Genomic DNA, 17,491 nt, shown 5'->3' on the forward strand with positions numbered 1-17,491 from the left:
AACTACGGGTTAAAGAGTGACATCCCGGTCACAGCGCGTTCAGAGGGCAGAGGGGCCCACCATCCGCGCGAGATTTCCGGTGGCACCTTCGGTGATTTCCTCGCCGGTGAAGGCTGTGGTGCCCCCCGAAGACAGGGCGGACTCGAGCCGTTCGTGGAAATCTTCCGGCAAGGGAATCTGCAGCACGCGACCGCTTGCATGGCCCAGCGTTTTCATCCGGTCGAGGACCTCTGCAGCGGTGCCCTTCTTAAGCAAGATGAACACAGCCGAGCCGCCTTGCGGCAAGCTCTCGCCCGCTTCGCGCAGGAAAGAGTCGTTCAGCCCGAGGTCGGTGAACTTGCCGGACACAGCGCCCGCGCCCGCACCGATTGCCGCGCCGACGATCGGCGACAGGAAGACGAGCCCAAGCAGCCCGCCCCAGACAGCGCCACCGATCGCGCCAAGCGCCATTGTGTTGCTGTTTTCATGAACGTTAATCTCGCCGCTTGCGTCGCGGGTCACGACAACAATGTCCTGCGACCGGAAAAATCCTTCTCTTTCCAGTTCTCTGAGTTCCTCGCGCGTCGCGAAACCCGCGGCCTCGGTTTCATGCGCCATCACCAACAGTTCGGACATCGTTACCTCCAGACAGAACAAAGGGCGAAGCATGTGCTTCGCCCTCTGAAACGGTTCCGTCGGGGAAAGAGTTCCCTTATTCCGCCGGCATCGCCTGCGGTTCGTCGCTGAGCGGGTAGGACAGATGCGCCAGCATCTCCTTCGGGCAGACCTGCAGGAAGTTCGCCTTCTCGGTCTCCCAGTGCTGGAGAATATCGGCCCCTTTGCGCGAGCCCGTCTCGGCGACGTGACGCTCGATCAGGCCTTTCAGCTCGGCTTCCCAATGCTCGTGGCCCAGCCCGCAGGTGACGAGGCTTTCGAGATTGATCAGCTCTTCCGCCGTGTTGTCCGGATCGTAGAGATAGGCCATCCCGCCCGTCATGCCCGCACCGAAGTTGGGGCCAATCGAGCCGAGGATCACCGCGACGCCGCCGGTCATGTATTCACAGCCGTTGGAGCCGCAGCCCTCTATCACCACTTTCGCACCCGAGTTGCGCACCGCGAAGCGTTCGCCTGCGCGGCCCGCCGCGAACAGATGACCCTCGGTCGCACCGTAAAGCACGGTGTTGCCGATGATCGTGTTCTCCGACGCCACCAGCGGCGAGGCCATCGGCGGACGCACGACGATCATGCCGCCCGAGAGACCCTTGCCGACATAGTCGTTGGCATCGCCCGACACTTCGATCTTCAGCCCCGGGGCTGCAAAAGCGCCCAGCGACTGACCGCAGGAGCCGGTCAGCTTCACCGTCAGGTGGTCTGACTGCAGCGCGTTGCGCATCCCGAAGTTCTTCACGATATGGCTCGAAGCGCGCGTCCCGATGGTGCGCAGCGTGTTGCGCACCGCGTAGGAGAGCTGCATCTTCTCGCCCTCCTCGAAGAAGCGATGACCATCCTTGATGATCTCCGCATCGAGCGTGTCCGAAACCCAGTTACGCGGCTTCGAACGGTCGTAGACGATTTTGTCCCAGCCATCGACGGTGATCAGGAGCGGATTGAGGTCCAGATCGTCGAGATGGGCGGACCCACGGCTCACCTGGCTGAGAAGATCGGCGCGACCGATCACCTCGTCGAGCGAACGTGCCCCGATAGAGGCGAGGATTTCGCGTACTTCCTGAGCGTAGAAGGTGATGAGGTTCACCACCTTGTCCGCCGTGCCGGTGAACTTGGCGCGCAGCTCCGGGTCCTGCGTGCAGACGCCCACCGGGCAGGTGTTCGACTGACACTGACGGACCATGATGCAGCCCATCGCGATCAGCGCGGCGGTGCCGATGCCGTATTCCTCGGCGCCCATCATCGCGGCCATGACGATGTCGCGGCCTGTGCGCAGACCGCCATCGGTCCGCAGGGTGACGCGTTCGCGCAGGTTGTTCATCGCGAGCACCTGATGCGCCTCGGTCAGACCCATCTCCCACGGGAGACCGGCATATTTGATCGAGGTCGCGGGCGATGCGCCCGTGCCGCCGTTGTGGCCAGAGATCAGGATGATGTCGGCCTTCGCCTTCGCGACACCGGCCGCGATCGTGCCGACGCCCGAGGACGCCACCAGCTTCACCGTCACTTTGACCTTCGGGTTGATCTGCTTGAGGTCGTAGATCAGCTGCGCAAGGTCTTCGATCGAGTAGATGTCGTGGTGCGGCGGCGGCGAGATCAGGGTCACGCCCTTGGTCGAGTGCCGCAGACGCGCGATCAGGTCGGTGACCTTCATCCCCGGAAGCTGGCCACCCTCGCCGGGCTTCGCGCCCTGAGCGACCTTGATCTCGAGCTCTTCACAGTGGTTGAGGTATTCGGCGGTTACACCAAAACGACCCGAAGCCACCTGCTTGATCTTCGCCGACGGGTTGTCGCCGTTGGGCTCGGGCACGAAATGCGCCGGGTCTTCCCCGCCTTCACCCGAGTCCGACTTCGCGCCGATCCGGTTCATCGCGACGTTCAACAGCTTGTGCGCCTCGGGCGACAGCGCCCCCAGCGACATGCCCGGCGTCACGAAGCGCTTGCGGATCGAGGTGATCGACTCGACCTCTTCGATCGGCACCGGCTTACCCAGCGATTTGATATCCAGCATGTCGCGGATATGGATCGGCGGGTTCGCCCGCATCATCGAGCTGTATTGCTTCCACAGATCGTAGCTCGCGCGGTTACAGGCCGATTGCAGCATGTGCATCGACTGCGCGCCCCACGCATGGGACTCGCCGGTGCGGCGGGCCTTGTAGAAGCCGCCGATCGGGAGAACGTCCTGACCGCCTTTCCAGCCCTTGGCATGCACACCTTCCAGTGCGTGCTGGATGCCGTGCAGACCGATGCCGGAGATACGCGAGTGCATGCCGGGGAAATATTCCGCGACCATCGCGCGCGACAGACCCACGGCTTCGAAGTTCAGACCGCCGCGATAGGAGGAAATCACCGAGATCCCCATCTTCGACATGATCTTCAGCAGGCCCGCATCGATCGCGTCGCGATATTTGCGCATCGCGTCGACGAGCGTGCCGCCGAGCAGGCCGCGGTCGATCCGGTCGGCCAGCGTGTCCTGCGCGAGATAGGCGTTCACCGTGGTCGCGCCCGAGCCGATCAGCACCGCGAAGTAATGCGGGTCGATACATTCCGCCGAGCGCACGTTGATCGAGCAGAAGGTCCGCAGGCCTTTCTGCGTCAGCCAGCTATGCACGGCGCTCGTCGCGAGGATCATCGGCATCGCGACCTTGTCCTTGTCCTGCTCTTCATCGCTCAGGACGATATGGAGCGCACCCGAGCGCACCGCGTCTTCGGCTTCCTGACGGATCCGGGTCAGACCCTCGCGCAGCGCCTCCTGATCGGCATTGGCCGGGAAGGTGCAGTCGATGATCGTTACCTGCTCGCCGAATTCGTTGAGCATGTGATCGAATTCGGAATTCGCGAGGAACGGGCTTTCGAGAATCCAGATCTCGGTCTGCGAGCTATCCTCGTCGAGCACGTTCTTGAGGTTACCGAACCGCGTCTTGAGCGACATCACCCGGCTTTCGCGAAGCGAGTCGATCGGCGGGTTGGTCACCTGGCTGAAGTTCTGACGGAAGAAATGGCTCAGCGGGCGGTATTGCTTGGACAGAACCGCAGGCGGCGTGTCGTCGCCCATCGAAGCGATGGCTTCCTTGCCGTCCTCGGCCATCGGCGCGAGGATCTGTTCGATCTCTTCGACCGAATAGCCAGCCGCGACCTGACGCTTGCGCAGCTCACCGCCCGCGAATCTCGGGTTCTCCGGCACGTCCACAAGGATCGCGTTCAGATCGGTGACCTTGCCAACCCATTCGCCGAAGGGCTGGGCGGCGGCCAGTTTGTCCTTGATTTCGGTGTCGTGGTAGAGCTTGCCCTCGCGCATATCGACCGCGATCATCTGACCCGGACCAAGCGCGCCTTTCTCGACAACGCTCGCCTCGTCGACCGGCACCATGCCGGCTTCCGAGCCTGCGATCAGAACGCCGTCGCCAGTGATGACATAGCGCAGCGGGCGCAGACCGTTACGGTCGAGACCGCCACAGACCCAGCGACCATCGGTCATCGCCAGCGCGGCGGGACCGTCCCACGGCTCCATCACGGCGTTGCAATAGGCATACATGTCCTGCCACGCGGACGGCATCGTGTCGGTGGATTTCGACCACGGCTCGGGGACGAGCATCGTCTTCACCATCGGCGCGTTGCGGCCCGAGCGGACCATCAGTTCGAACACCGCATCGAGCGCGCCGGAGTCGGACGCCCCCGCCGGGATGATCGGCTTGATGTCTTCGGCGCTGTCGCCAAAGGCCGAGGAGGCCATGCGGATTTCATGGCTCTTCATCCAGTTGGTGTTGCCCTTGATCGTGTTGATCTCGCCGTTATGCGCCAGCATCCGGAAGGGCTGCGCCAGCCACCATTGCGGGAAGGTGTTGGTGGAATAGCGCTGGTGATAGATCGCGAAGGCGGACTCGAAGCGCTCATCCTTCAGGTCGGGATAGAATTCCGCGACCTGCTCAGCCAGCATCATGCCCTTGTAGATGATCGAGCGGCACGACAGTGAGCACATGTAGAGCCCGTTGATCTGCGCCGCGATTGCCGCTTTCTCGATGCGGCGGCGGATGATGTAGAGCTCGCGTTCGAACTGCTCCTCGTCGATATCCTTGTCGTTGCGGATCAGGATCTGCTCGATCTCGGGGCGGGTCGAATTGGCCTTCTCGCCCAGCACTTCGGTGTTCACCGGAACGTGGCGCCAGCCGTAGATGTAGTGACCCATCCGCAGAACTTCGGATTCCACGATCGTACGGCAGCGCTCCTGCGCGCCGAAATCGGTGCGCGGCAGGAAGACCTGACCGACGGCGACCATTTTCTCCATGTCCGGCTCGTGGCCGGTGCGACGGATCTGGTCATAGAAGAAGGGGGCGGGAATCTGGACGTGGATGCCCGCGCCGTCGCCGGTCTTGCCGTCGGCATCGACCGCACCGCGGTGCCAGATCGCCTTCAGCGCGTCGATGCCGTTCTCCACGACGCGGCGCGAGGCCTTGCCGTCGATCGACACCACGAGGCCGACGCCGCAGGACGCCTTCTCGTCTTCTTCCTTCCACAGTGAATTCTCGTTCATCCACTGGCGTTTCGCTTCCTCGGCGGCCACCCAGGCTTCGTCATATTTGGTCATTGCAGTGCCTCCTTGGAGAAAGAGCGGGAAAGGGGGGCGAGGCTGACGTGCGTGGGCCGAAGATCGGCCTGCGTCATCATCAGGTCGCAGTCATATTCGGGCGTCTCGGTCGAGAAACCGGGATCGCCGGGAAAGTCGAAGCGCACGGGGCTGTCGTCATAGCTCACGACGTCGCCCTGATCGTTCTCGAACCGCTCCGCGCCGCTGAAAAACACGCGATACTTGCGCGAGATATATTGCGTGCCGGTGCGGGTCGCGACGGTCTGGCCGTTCTGGTCATCCTCGCGCAGATCAAAGGTGATCGTCTCGAGCGGGACCTCGTCGATGCTGACCGACTTGCCCGTGAGGGTATCGCTGCCGACATAGCGGCGCAGACCCCGGTAATTCGAGCGCGTGACGAAATCGTAATCGTCCTTGCCGTCCGACAGGAGCGCCGAGAACGAGGGAGCATCCTTCGACGCGCCCGGATCGAGCATCTCGATCTCGCCGTCATCGGTCGACACGCTTTCAAGCCAGCGCGTCTCGGCATCGATATGGCTCAGGTAATAGATGCCCTCGCCATCGGCGAAGGCGGTCCAGAGATCGCCCTCGGGATCGGCGGCGCAGCGGTAGTAATTGGCCACCTGACAGTTATGCATCTGCACGGTCATGAAGACCTCGCAGCCCTGCGGCGGTTTGAATTCGGCGGCATGGGCGGGCAGGGCGCTGAACAGCCCCCCGCAGATCGCCATGCCGAGAAAATTCGACCGCATCGCATGCATTCCTTTTCAGATCGGCAGGGCGCGGATCACTCCGCCGCCACCGCCGCCACGTTTTCGAGATAGCGCAGGATCGAGCCCGCCGCTTCGCGCCCGTCTCGGATCGCCCAGACGACGAGGCTTGCGCCGCGCACGATGTCGCCGACCGCATAGACACCCGGGATCGAGGTCGCGTGGGTGCCGAATTCGGCCTTCACGGTGCCCCAGCGGGTGGTCTCCAGATCGTCGGCTTCCCAAGCGCCGGGCAAGTCTTCGGGCTCGAAGCCGAGCGCCTTGATCACCAGATCGGCCTCTTCGTCATAGATGCCGCCTTCGATCTTCTCGGGGCTCTGACGGCCCGAAGCATCCGGCGCGCCCAGACGCATCTGCTGCACCGAGCAGTTGGTGACCGGGTTGCCCGAGAAGGCCGCGGGGGCGGAGAGCCAGACGAATTCCACGCCCTCTTCCTCGGCATTTTGCACTTCGCGCTGCGAGCCCGGCATGTTCGCGCGGTCACGGCGATAGAGACATTTCACCGACTTGGCGCCCTGACGGATCGCGGTACGCACGCAGTCCATCGCGGTGTCGCCGCCGCCGATGACGATGACGCGCTTGCCTTCCGCGTTCAGCGTGCCGTCTTCGAACTCGGCCACGTCGTCGCCGAAGCTCTTGCGGTTCGAGGCGGTGAGATAGTCGATCGCGCGCACGATGCCCGCAGCGTCTGCGCCCTCATCAGTCAGCTCGCGGGTCTTGTAGACGCCCGTCGCGATCAGCACCGCGTCATGCTTGCCGCGGATCGCGTCGAAGGAAATATCGGTGCCGACATTGCAGTTCAGCACGAATTCGACGCCGCCATCTTCCAGCTGCTTCACGCGCTGCATAACGATGTCTTTCTCCAGCTTGAAGCCGGGGATGCCGTAGGTCATCAGGCCGCCCGCGCGGTCGTAACGGTCATAGACCGTGACCTGCACGCCGGCACGGCGCAGCGCGTCGGCGGCCGCCAGACCGCCCGGGCCCGCTCCGATGATGCCGACGCTTTCGGCACGCTCGGTCGCCGGTTTGATCGGCTTCACCCAGCCCATGTCGAAGGCGGTGTCGGTGATGTATTTCTCGACTGCGCCGATGGTGACGGTGCCGTGGCCCGACTGTTCGATCACGCAGTTGCCTTCGCACAGACGGTCCTGCGGGCAGATGCGGCCGCAGATTTCCGGGAAAGTGTTGGTGGCCTGCGACATCTCGTAGGCTTCCTGTAGACGGCCTTCGGCGGTCAGGCGGAGCCAGTCGGGGATGTTGTTATGGAGCGGGCAATGCGTGTGGCAATAGGGCACGCCGCACTGGCTGCAGCGGCTCGCCTGCTCGGCGGCCTTCTCAGCCGCGTATTCGCGATAGATTTCGTTGAAATCATGGGAGCGCACGTTCGCGTCGCGCTTCTGAGGCATCTCTTTCGCCGTCTTGACGAACTTGAGCATCGGTTGCTTGGCCATTGTGGCGCCTCCCTAGAAAACCGGTGGGTGCGCATGACTACACTGCCTGCCACAGCAATAAAAGTAAGCAAGGCTGACCTAAATGTGCATTTTTTGCGAGAGGCGCACGAGAAGGCATCTCAAATTCGCTCAAAATAGGTCAGCTTCGTTTACTTTATCGCTGCTTTGCCCTGATTTTCTTGAGGATGGCGCGCTGCCGAAAAGCGATTCGCCTTCGTCAGCCTAGCACACCGACCGCTGCAAGGCTCAGCAGGAGCCCGCCGAAGATGATCCGGTAGATCGCGAAGATGGTGAAACGGTGCCCCTGAATATAGCCAAGGAGCCATTTCACCGCGACGAAGGCCGTGACGGTCGAAACGACGAAAGCGATGCCGAGCCCGGCCCAATCCTCGTTGCCGCCGGTCCCGTCCTTGAGCTGCTTGAGCAATTCGTAACCGCTCGCCGCGTACATGGTGGGAATGCCGACGAGGAAGGCGAATTCGGTCGCCGCCGCGCGGTTCGAGGTGCCCAGGAGCATCGCCACGAAAATCGTCGTGGCCGAGCGCGAAGTGCCCGGAAAGACCCCGGCCACGATCTGCGCAATCCCGACCGCAATCGCGACGCGCCAGAAAATCTGGCTGTTATCGGCCTGCCGATCCGCGACGCGTTCCGCAAAGAGCATCCAGAAACCGCCAATCACCAAGGCCCAGGCGACGGGCTGGATCGTTGTCGGCAACTCGAAGCCCATCTTCTTCACGATCAGGCCCAGAACGGCGGTGATCAGGAAGGCGACGGTCAGCTTCGCGAGATAGTCGCGGTTCTCTGGATTGCGCCAGTTGAACAGAAGCTCCATCAGGCGACGCCAATAGATCAGCGTTACGGCAAGGATCGCCCCGGCCTGAATGACGATATTGTAGGTATCCGAGCGCGTGCCAAGCCAATGTTCGGCCAGGATCAGGTGGCCAGTGCTCGAAATCGGGAGGAACTCGGTGATCCCTTCGATCACACCGAGCAGAACGTCGTTCAGATAGCTCAAGAAATACCGCCTAGGTCAGAGAGGCGCCGCAAGCGGCACCGGGGAGGAAGGAGGGGGTTATGTCTTGCGAAGGTTCTTCGCCGAAGCTTTGATGTCGTCATATTGCCCACCGGGGCGGAAGCGCCACAGGTAGCCGGGCATCACCGCTTCCATTGCCATAGGCTGGATTCCGAGATCGGAGAAGCCTTTCGCGCCCTCGGACACGACATTGTCAGCTTGCAGGTTCTTCACTTGATCGCGCGTGAGAATGCGGTTCGTGAACAGGCCGCCGGTGACGACTTGCCCCAGATCGAAGACGCCGCCGAGGATGCTCGCGACCCAGCGGGGCAGCGACAGCACGAGACGACGACGGTGAATCACCGTCAGCATCTGCTTCATCAGGTCGTGGAACGTCTCCACATCCGGCCCGCCGAGTTCATAGGTGCCGGGCGAGACTTTCCCGTCCGCTGCCATCACCGCGACCTTCGCCACGTCGTCGACGAAGACCGGCTGGAATTTCGTGTGACCGCCGGTGATCGGAAGGATCGGGCTGAAGCGCGACATCGAGGCGAATTTGTTGAAGAACCCGTCCTCGTTGCCGAAAATAATGGAGGGACGCAGGATCACGGCTTGCGGATAGGCATCCAGCACCGCTTTCTCGCCTGCGGCCTTTGTGCGGGCGTATTCGCTCTCGCTGTCGGGATTGGCGCCGATGGCCGAGATCTGCACCAGTTTCGGCACACCCATCTCTGCGGCGATACGCGCCACGCGGCCCGCACCTTCGGCCTGCACGGCGCCGAACTTGTTCTTGCCTTCATTGACGAGAATACCGACGCAGTTGATCACCGCATCCGCGCCCTGCATTGCCGCGCGCACGCTGGCATCGTCGCGAATGTTGCAGAAGACCGGCTCGACTTGCCCGACCGCACCATAGGGTTTGACGAAGAGCGCCTCGTTCGGACGCCGGACCGCAACGCGAATCCGCCAACCGTCCTTTGCCATGCGCTGCGCGATATAGCGCCCGACGAACCCCGAACCGCCGTAGATCGTAACCAGCTTGGACATGGGCAGAGGCCTTTCCTTGCAAGAATTTCGTTCTTTGATTACCGCCTCGCCCCCGCGGGAACAAGGCCAAAGACCCGAAGAGTCGAAGCTTGCGAATTTTTCGTGTCGATCCCCGTTGACAGTCCCAGCGCCGCTATGTATCTCGCGCTCCACGACACCTGCCCAGGTGGCGGAATTGGTAGACGCGCACGGTTCAGGTCCGTGTGCCGCAAGGCGTGGAGGTTCGAGTCCTCTCCTGGGCACCATAAACCAAGCGAAAAGCTCGGAAAACTTCGGTTTTCCGAGCTTTTCTCTGTTTTGGGCCTGATCTTGCCTCAAAAACTGTCCCGCATGTGAATTTCATGAGGCGGGTTATGAATATCGTTCGTGAGGCTCGACCCTGAGGCGTAACGATAAGATTCGGGCGCACCGGTTCCGGTTCAGTGGAGCAAATGCGGAAAGGATTTGGTGGCGCGCCCAGATGAGCATTAGCTCGCCATCTCTTCAGCGCGATTTCCGGCTCGCCTAAAGCCGCGCACGCAAGTCCACCGACGCCGCCTGATCCAGCCGATGAAGGCTTGGCCTTCACGGGCCAAGGCGGCCAGTCAACTGCCCGCTACCTGGGGAGCGCGGTTGACCGGTCGCTGTCTCATAGTGCGCGTCGCGCCCATACCCCGAAGTCGCCGGTTTTTGCGCCGCCCAATGGCAGGATTTTACCCCGCCGTTGACAGTTGCTCCTCATCGTCAAGGCTCTGCGCGGGGCGTCGACCTCCTTAGCACGGCAAGAAGGGGCCTCTTCGCGCGATCGTCTCGTTTCCATGTCCTATCGAATGAATTCGCTCAGCTAAAAACGTTTGACACAAATTTGGAACGTTCCTATACGTATTTGGAACGTTCCTATTTGCTGAGTCTTTTTGGGGCGCGTCGACTGAAATCTTGTCTGGGGTCGGCAATTTGGATTGGGAGAAGCGAACTATGGGCACGATCGTCAGTGCATCGGAAGCAGTGGGGAAAATCGCGGATGGCGCTATCATCACGGTGTCCTCGTCTTCGGCGTTGGGCTGCCCCGATTCCGTGCTCAAGGCGATCGGCGAGCGCTTCGATCAGGAGCAACATCCGCAGAACCTGACCATGATCCATCCGATCGCCGCGGGGGACATGTACGGTGTGAAGGGCATCGACCACATCGCCAAGGATGGTCTGCTCGACGCGGTTCTGGCCGGGTCCTATCCGTCGGGTCCTTCCAGCCTGCCGATGCCGGAAATCTGGAAGATGGTCGTCGAGGATCGGGTGACTGCCTATAACGTGCCCTCCGGCATCCTGTTCGACATGCATCGCGAAGCGGCCGCGCGGCGTCCGGGGGTGATGACCAAGGTCGGCCTGAAGACCTTCGTCGATCCCGAGCGCGAGGGCTGTGCGATGAACGATCGCGCAGCAAGCGCGCCCATCGTGCGCCGCGTGGAATTCGATGGCGACACCTGGCTCCATTTTCCGAATATTTACCCCGATGTCTGCATCCTGCGCGCGACCACCGCCGATGAGCGCGGCAATCTGACCTATGAGCACGAGGGCGCCTATCTCGGCGGGCTCGAGCAGGCGATTGCGGTGCGCAACAATGGCGGGCTGGTGATCGCGCAGGTGGAGCGAGTCACTGCGGCGGGCTCCCTGCGTCCGCATGACGTGCGCGTGCCGGGCCATCTCGTGGATTACGTGGTCGTGGACGAGGATCAGAAGCAGACCTGCGAGACTCCCTACGATCCGGCGATCTCGGGGCAGGTAATGCGTCCGTGGTCGAGCTTCGAACTGGCCGAGCACGGCATCGAGAAGGTGATCGCACGGCGTGCGGCAATGGAGCTGCGCGGAGGCATGACGGCCAATCTCGGCTTTGGGATTTCGGCGATGGTGCCGCGCATCCTGCTCGAGGAAGGCCATCCCGACGCGGTCACCTGGGCGATCGAACAAGGCGCGGTGGGCGGTATGCCCCTGACCGGCTTCGCCTTCGGCTGCGCATCGAACGCCGATGGCTACGTGCCCTCGCCGCAGCAATTCATCTATTTCCAGGGCGCCGGGTTCGACATGTCCTTCCTGTCCTTCCTCGAAGTCGATGTGGAGGGGAATGTGAATGTCTCCAAGCTCGGCAAGAAACCCTACTTGACCGCTGGATGCGGCGGCTTCGTCGATATCACCGCACATGCGCGCAAGATCGTCTTCTCGGGCTGGTTCGAAGCCGGGGCGCAGATGGAGATGGATGACACCGGCATCCGCGTCCGTGCGCCGGGCAAGTTCACCAAGATGGTGGACCGGGTCGAGCATGTCACCTTCTCCGGGGAGCGTGCGCGCGAGCAGGGGCAGGAAGTGCTCTATATCACCGAGCGCTGCGTGATGCGGCTCGATGACAAGGGGCTTATCGCGACCGAAATCATGCCGGGGATCGATCCCGAGCGGGATATCGTCGGCGCCTCCGAGGGGCGGGTGCGTGTGGCGGAGAATGCCGTCACCATGTCCACGAAGCTTCTCGCCGATGCCCCGATGGGGTGGACGCCATGAGCGATATTCACCTGATCATCGACGGCGCGGTGGCAGAGCTGCGCCTCGACAACCCGGCGAAGATGAACGCCCTGACGGTCGAGATGCTGAGCGCGCTCGAGGCGCATCTCGACCGGATCGAACGCGACACAGATATCCGTTGCGTGCTGGTGAGCGCCGAAGGCGACCGAGCCTTCTGCACCGGGGCGGATATCAACGGTTGGGGCGATCTGAGCCCGGCCCAGTTCGCGCGGCATTGGGTCCGGGACGGACACCGGATCTTCGACCGGCTCGCGCGCCTCTCGAAGCCGACGATTGCGGCGCTGAACGGGCACGCCTTCGGGGGCGGTCTCGAACTTGCCGCAGCCTGCGACCTTCGGGTCATGGCACCCGGCGCCAGCCTTGCCCTCCCGGAAGCTGGCGTCGGGATCGTTCCCGGTTGGTCGGGCACGCAGCGGCTGATGCGTCTGCTGCCCGAACCGATGGTGAAGGAGATGGCGCTTTTCGGTCACCGGGTGAAAGCCGAGCGGGCTTTGGCGGTCGGCTTCGTGGCCGCGATCTCCGACGACCCGCGCGTGGCAGCGCAGACCCTGATCGACCGTGCGCTCGGGCTGTCGCCCCGCGCCGTCGAAATCACGAAATCAATGATCCATGTCGCGGCGGGTGAAGATCGCGGCGCCATGGCTGAGGCGCTCGGAAGTGCCGCCATTTCGGCCAGCGAAGATCGCGCCGAAGGGGTCACGGCTTTCCGCGAGAAACGCAAACCTAATTTTTCGGGACTTTGAACATGACCGAGCTGAACCTGATCTCCGCCGTCGATGCGGCGATCCCCGCCGAGCCCTTCATCTGTCGTCACCTGATCGCAGGCGAGTGGCGCGACAGTGCCTCTGGCGAGACTTACGATCGGATGTCCCCGGCGCATGGCTGCCTCGTGAGCCGCGCCGCGCTGGGCGCCGAAGCCGATGCGGAAGCCGCGATCGTTGCGGCGCGCGAGGCGTTCGACAGTGGCATCTGGAGCCGGGTCTCGGGCAAGGAGCGCGCCACGATCCTGCTGCGCGTCGCCGATCTGATCGAGGGCAATGTCGAGCGCATGGCGCTGCTGGAGACGCTCGAAAGCGGCAAGCCGATCTCGCAGTCGCGGGCCGAAGTGTCGGGCGCTGCGGACCTGTGGCGCTATGCGGCCTCGCTGGCGCGCACCATGCATGGGGACAGCCACAATACGTTGGGGCCGGACATGCTCGGCGTCGTCGTGAAAGACCCGATCGGCGTCGTCTCGATGATCACGCCCTGGAATTTCCCGTTCTGGATCCTGAGCCAGAAGCTGCCCTTCGCGCTTGCCGCCGGCTGCACCACGGTCATCAAGCCGTCCGAGCTGACGCCATCGACGACGGTGATGCTCGGGGAGCTGTTGTTCGAGGCGGGGATGCCCGCGGGCGTCGTGAATATCGTTCTGGGCTATGGAGCTTCCGTAGGCAGCGTGATGACGACGCATGAGGCCGTGGATATGGTGACCTTCACCGGCTCGACCGTGGTCGGCAAGGCGATCTCGGCGGCCGCGTCGAGCACGTTGAAGAAGGTCGCGCTGGAGCTTGGCGGGAAGAACCCGCAAGTCGTGTTCTCCGATGCCGATATCGAGAGCGCAGCCGATGCGATTACCTTCGGCGTCTATTTCAACACCGGGCAATGCTGCAACTCGAGCAGCCGGATCATCGTCCATGAAGATATCGTGGATGAGGTGGTCGAGCGCGTGGTGGAACTGTCGAAGCGCGTGGCTTTCGGCGACCCGCTCGATCCGCGCACGCAGGTCGGGGCGATCATTTCCGTCCAGCATCAGGGCAAGATCGACGACTACGTTCGCGCGGCCGTCACCGAAGGCGCCGAGATTGCGCTGGGTGGCGGGCCGATGACCGTGCCGGGCCTCGAGGGGCAATTCTATCAACCCACCGTCGTGCGCGGCGTCTCGCCCGAGATGGCGATCGCCCGCGAGGAGGTCTTCGGTCCGGTGCTCTCGGTTCTGACCTTCCGCACGATGGACGAAGCGGTAGCGCTAACGAATGATGCAAGCTACGGTTTGTCTGCGGGCGTTTGGAGCGAGAACGTCCACACCTGCCTCGAGTTCTCGACGCGGGCGCAGGCTGGGACCGTCTGGACGAATACCTGGATGGACGGCTTCCCGGAATTGAGCTTCGGTGGGGTCAAGCAGTCCGGTCAAGGGAGAGAGATCGGACGCTATGGCCTGGAGGAGTTCTTCGAGATCAAGACGCTCGTGATGCGCATCGGTCGCACGCGAGAGCCTTGGGTGAGACCCGAATGACCTGATCGGTCGCACGGGAGGGAGTGTGACGACAACGCAAGAGGGAGGAAAATCATGCGTAGTTACATCGGACGGACACTGAAAATGGCGAGCGTTCTGGCGCTCGTGGCAGGGTCGGCACAGGCGGAGGATGTGGAGGTCCTTCACTGGTGGACTTCGGGCGGCGAAGCAGCCGCGCTCAACGTTCTCAAGGACGATCTGCAGAAAGAAGGCATCGGCTGGAAGGATATGCCCGTCGCAGGTGGCGGTGGCCAAAGTGCGATGACCGTGCTGCGTGCGCGTGTCACCTCGGGTGATCCGCCGACCGCGGTTCAGATGCTCGGCTTCGACATCTCGGACTGGGCGCAGCAAGGTGCGCTGGCCGATCTCGACAAGGTCGCGGCCGATGGCAACTGGGATGCCGTGGTGCCTGCGGCGCTGCAGAAGTTCTCGAAATATGACGGCCATTGGGTCGCGGTTCCGGTGAACGTGCACTCGACCAACTGGGTCTGGTCGAACAAGAAGATGCTCGCCGATCTCGGCATCGAAGAGCCGAAGACCTGGGACGAGTTCATCGCCGCGATGCAGAAGGTGAAGGATTCCGGGAAGATCGCGCTCGCCGCGGGCGGCCAGCCCTGGCAGGAAGCCACGATGTTCGATGGCGTCGTGCTGTCGGTCGGTGGCCCCGAGTTCTACAAGAAGGCCTTCGTCGATCTCGATCCCGACGCGCTCGGCGGTCCGCAGATGGTCGAATCCTTCAAGCGTATGGAGCAGCTTCACAGCTTCGTCGACCCGAACTTCTCGGGCCGCGACTGGAACCTCGCGACCGCGATGGTCATCAATGGCGAAGCCGCGTTCCAGATGATGGGCGACTGGGCCAAGGGTGAATTCCTGCGGGCCGGCAAAGAAGCCGAGGTCGATTTCGGCTGCTTCCGCACCCCGGGGACCGCAGGCGATGTGACCTTCAACTCCGACCAGTTCGCGATGTTCAAGGTCGGCGAGGATGCGCAGGCCGCGCAGGACGCGATGGCGAAAGCCGTGATGTCGCCCTCGTTCCAGATCGCCTTCAACACGGTGAAAGGCTCTGTTCCCTCGCGCACGGACGTGTCGGACGAAGAGTTCGACGCCTGCGGCAAGAAGGCGATGGCTCAGCTGAAATCGGCGAGCGAGAACGGCACGCTGCTGGGTTCCATGGCGCATGGCCATGCTGACCCGGCTTCGGTGAAGAACGCGATCTATGATGTGGTGACGGCGAATTTCAACGGCGACTATGACGCCGAGACCGCCGCCAAGGAACTCGTCAAGGCCGTGTCGCTGGCTCAGTAACAGGCCCTCGGGCCGGTCGATCTGACCGGCCCGTATCCCCACCCATCCGTCTCATTTCCCCAAAGGAGAGAGCAATGGCCCGTCCGGTCCAGTCAGACTTGCGTACCCGGCTTCAGGAATGGATTCCCAAGATCGTCCTCGCGCCCTCTGTCGCGTCCATGTTGATCTTCGTCTACGGCTTCATCGTGTTCACCGGGTACCTGTCGTTCACAAACAGCCGGATCCTGCCGAGCTTCGACCTTGTCGGCTGGCACAATTACTGGCGGCTTTTCCAATTGCCGACCTGGACGATCGCGGTTCAGAACCTTGCGATCTTCGCCTCGCTCTACATCGCGATCTGTATCGCGATCGGGCTCACCCTCGCGATCTTTCTGGATCAGAAAATCCGCGGCGAGGGGATGTTGCGCCCGATCTTCCTCTATCCGATGGCGCTGTCGTTTATCGTGACGGGCACGGCGTGGAAATGGCTTCTCGATCCGGGCATCGGGATCGAACATACCCTTCATCTCTGGGGATGGGAGAGCTTCCATTTCGGCTGGATCAAGAGCTCGTCCATGGCGATCTACACGGTGGTGATCGCCGCGGTCTGGCAAAGCTCGGGTTTCGTCATGGCGATGTTCCTCGCCGGGCTGCGCGGCATCGATAACGAAATCCTGAAAGCGGCACAGATGGATGGCGCCTCGAACTGGAACCTCTATCGCCGCATCATCATTCCGCAGCTTCGGCCCGCCTTCCTGTCGGCCTTCGTCATCCTCGCGCACCTCGCGGTCAAATCCTATGACCTCGTCATCGCGCTGACCGGTGGCGGCCCGGGCCGGGCAACCGAACTGCCTGCGACCTTCATGTATTCCTACACTTTCACCCGCAACGAGATGGGCGTGGGCGCAGCGTCGGCGGTTATCATGCTGATGACCATCGCCGCGATCATGATCCCCTATCTCTACGCTGAACTGAAGGAGCCGAAGTAATGTCCGGCGCCGTCGATACCGGGGTCGCGATCCGCACAAATCGCGTGACCCGCACCTTCATCTATCTTTTCCTGCTGCTGTTCGCGCTGTTCTACCTGCTGCCGCTTGCGGTGATGCTGATCAACTCGGTCAAACCTCTGAGCGAGATCACGGGCGGCAACATGATGGCGCTGCCCGATGTCTGGACCTTCGAGCCCTGGCGCGAAGCCTGGTCCTCGGCCCAGATCGGCGTTCAGCCGACCGGCCTGCGCCCTTACTTCATCAACTCGATCCTGATCGTGGTTCCGGCGGTGGCGATCTCGACCATCATGGGCGCGCTCAACGGCTACGTTCTGACCAAGTGGCGGTTCCGCGGCGACACGATCCTTTTCGGGATGCTGCTGTTTTCGTGCTTCATTCCGTTCCAGATCGTGCTGATCCCGATGGCGCGGGTGCTGGGCATGATCGGGCTCGCAGGCTCGGTGCCGGGGCTGATCCTCGTCCACGTCGTCTACGGGCTCGGCTTCACGACGCTTTATTTCCGCAACTACTACTCGGCCTTCCCGACCGAGCTGGTGCGCGCGGCGCAGATCGACGGGGCCGGGTTCTTCCGGATCTTCTACCGCATCCTTCTGCCACTGTCGGGGCCGATCATCGTGGTCACGATCATCTGGCAGTTCACCAATATCTGGAACGACTTCCTGTTCGGGTCGTCCTTCGCCGGGCAGGCCAGCCAGCCGATGACCGTCGCCTTGAACAACCTCGTTCAAAGCTCGACCGGCGTGAAGGCCTACAACGTTCACTTCGCGGGTGCGATCCTTGCGGCGCTGCCCACTCTCATCGTCTACATCGTCTCGGGGCGCTTCTTCGTGCGCGGCCTGATGGCGGGCTCAGTCAAGGGGTAATGCCA

At 62.6% G+C, this 17,491-nt stretch carries 12 protein-coding genes and 1 tRNA gene; 7 read left to right on the forward strand and 6 right to left on the reverse strand.

Annotated elements, in window-relative coordinates; genetic code table 11:
- Window positions 1–39: 39 nt before the first annotated feature.
- The 6 genes from F8R15_RS10840 to F8R15_RS10865 all read right to left on the reverse strand — a co-directional run bounded on the left by F8R15_RS10840 (window position 40) and on the right by F8R15_RS10865 (window position 9,510).
- Window positions 40–615, reverse strand: a complete 576-nt coding sequence (locus tag F8R15_RS10840; protein WP_172976209.1) for a DUF1269 domain-containing protein — start codon at window positions 613–615, stop codon at window positions 40–42.
- Window positions 616–691: 76 nt separating this feature from the next.
- On the reverse strand, window positions 692–5,230 hold the full coding sequence (gene gltB / locus F8R15_RS10845; protein WP_152844582.1) for a glutamate synthase large subunit: 4,539 nt from the start codon (window positions 5,228–5,230) through the stop codon (window positions 692–694).
- Window positions 5,227–5,982 carry a hypothetical protein gene (locus tag F8R15_RS10850; protein WP_216644121.1) on the reverse strand — a complete coding sequence of 252 codons (756 nt, stop codon included), beginning with the start codon at window positions 5,980–5,982 and terminating at the stop codon, window positions 5,227–5,229. The genes gltB and F8R15_RS10850 overlap by 4 nt, the downstream gene beginning before the upstream one ends.
- 35 nt (window positions 5,983–6,017) lie before the next feature.
- Window positions 6,018–7,451 carry an NAD(P)-dependent oxidoreductase gene (locus F8R15_RS10855; protein WP_078541530.1) on the reverse strand — a complete coding sequence of 478 codons (1,434 nt, stop codon included), beginning with the start codon at window positions 7,449–7,451 and terminating at the stop codon, window positions 6,018–6,020.
- Between the two features lie 217 nt (window positions 7,452–7,668).
- The gene (locus F8R15_RS10860; RefSeq protein WP_078523332.1) at window positions 7,669–8,466 is read right to left on the reverse strand and encodes an undecaprenyl-diphosphate phosphatase; all 798 of its coding nucleotides are present in this window, start codon (window positions 8,464–8,466) and stop codon (window positions 7,669–7,671) included.
- Between the two features lie 57 nt (window positions 8,467–8,523).
- A complete protein-coding gene (locus F8R15_RS10865; protein ID WP_152844583.1) occupies window positions 8,524–9,510 on the reverse strand; it encodes a complex I NDUFA9 subunit family protein in 987 nt (328 codons plus the stop codon).
- Between the two features lie 160 nt (window positions 9,511–9,670).
- Between F8R15_RS10865 and F8R15_RS10870 the strand changes: the two genes are divergently transcribed.
- From F8R15_RS10870 to F8R15_RS10900, 7 genes are all read left to right on the forward strand, one after another.
- A tRNA-Leu gene (locus tag F8R15_RS10870) sits at window positions 9,671–9,755 on the forward strand.
- A gap of 709 nt (window positions 9,756–10,464) precedes the next feature.
- The gene (locus F8R15_RS10875; protein ID WP_152844584.1) at window positions 10,465–12,036 is read left to right on the forward strand and encodes an acyl CoA:acetate/3-ketoacid CoA transferase; all 1,572 of its coding nucleotides are present in this window, start codon (window positions 10,465–10,467) and stop codon (window positions 12,034–12,036) included.
- Window positions 12,033–12,800: an enoyl-CoA hydratase/isomerase family protein gene (locus F8R15_RS10880; RefSeq protein ID WP_152844585.1), complete on the forward strand. Its 768-nt coding sequence runs from the start codon at window positions 12,033–12,035 to the stop codon at window positions 12,798–12,800. Before F8R15_RS10875 ends, F8R15_RS10880 begins: the two co-directional genes overlap by 4 nt.
- Before the next feature lie 2 nt (window positions 12,801–12,802).
- The gene (locus tag F8R15_RS10885; protein ID WP_152844586.1) at window positions 12,803–14,329 is read left to right on the forward strand and encodes an aldehyde dehydrogenase family protein; all 1,527 of its coding nucleotides are present in this window, start codon (window positions 12,803–12,805) and stop codon (window positions 14,327–14,329) included.
- Between the two features lie 54 nt (window positions 14,330–14,383).
- Complete coding sequence (locus F8R15_RS10890; RefSeq protein WP_152844587.1) at window positions 14,384–15,634, forward strand: ABC transporter substrate-binding protein; 1,251 nt, start codon at window positions 14,384–14,386, stop codon at window positions 15,632–15,634.
- A gap of 74 nt (window positions 15,635–15,708) precedes the next feature.
- Window positions 15,709–16,602: a carbohydrate ABC transporter permease gene (locus F8R15_RS10895; RefSeq protein WP_078522163.1), complete on the forward strand. Its 894-nt coding sequence runs from the start codon at window positions 15,709–15,711 to the stop codon at window positions 16,600–16,602.
- Window positions 16,602–17,486: a carbohydrate ABC transporter permease gene (locus tag F8R15_RS10900; RefSeq protein ID WP_078541537.1), complete on the forward strand. Its 885-nt coding sequence runs from the start codon at window positions 16,602–16,604 to the stop codon at window positions 17,484–17,486. The genes F8R15_RS10895 and F8R15_RS10900 overlap by 1 nt, the downstream gene beginning before the upstream one ends.
- Window positions 17,487–17,491 lie beyond the last annotated feature (5 nt).

Source organism: Thioclava sp. JE_KL1 (genome assembly GCF_009296265.1).
Taxonomy (GTDB): Bacteria; Pseudomonadota; Alphaproteobacteria; order Rhodobacterales; family Rhodobacteraceae; genus Thioclava.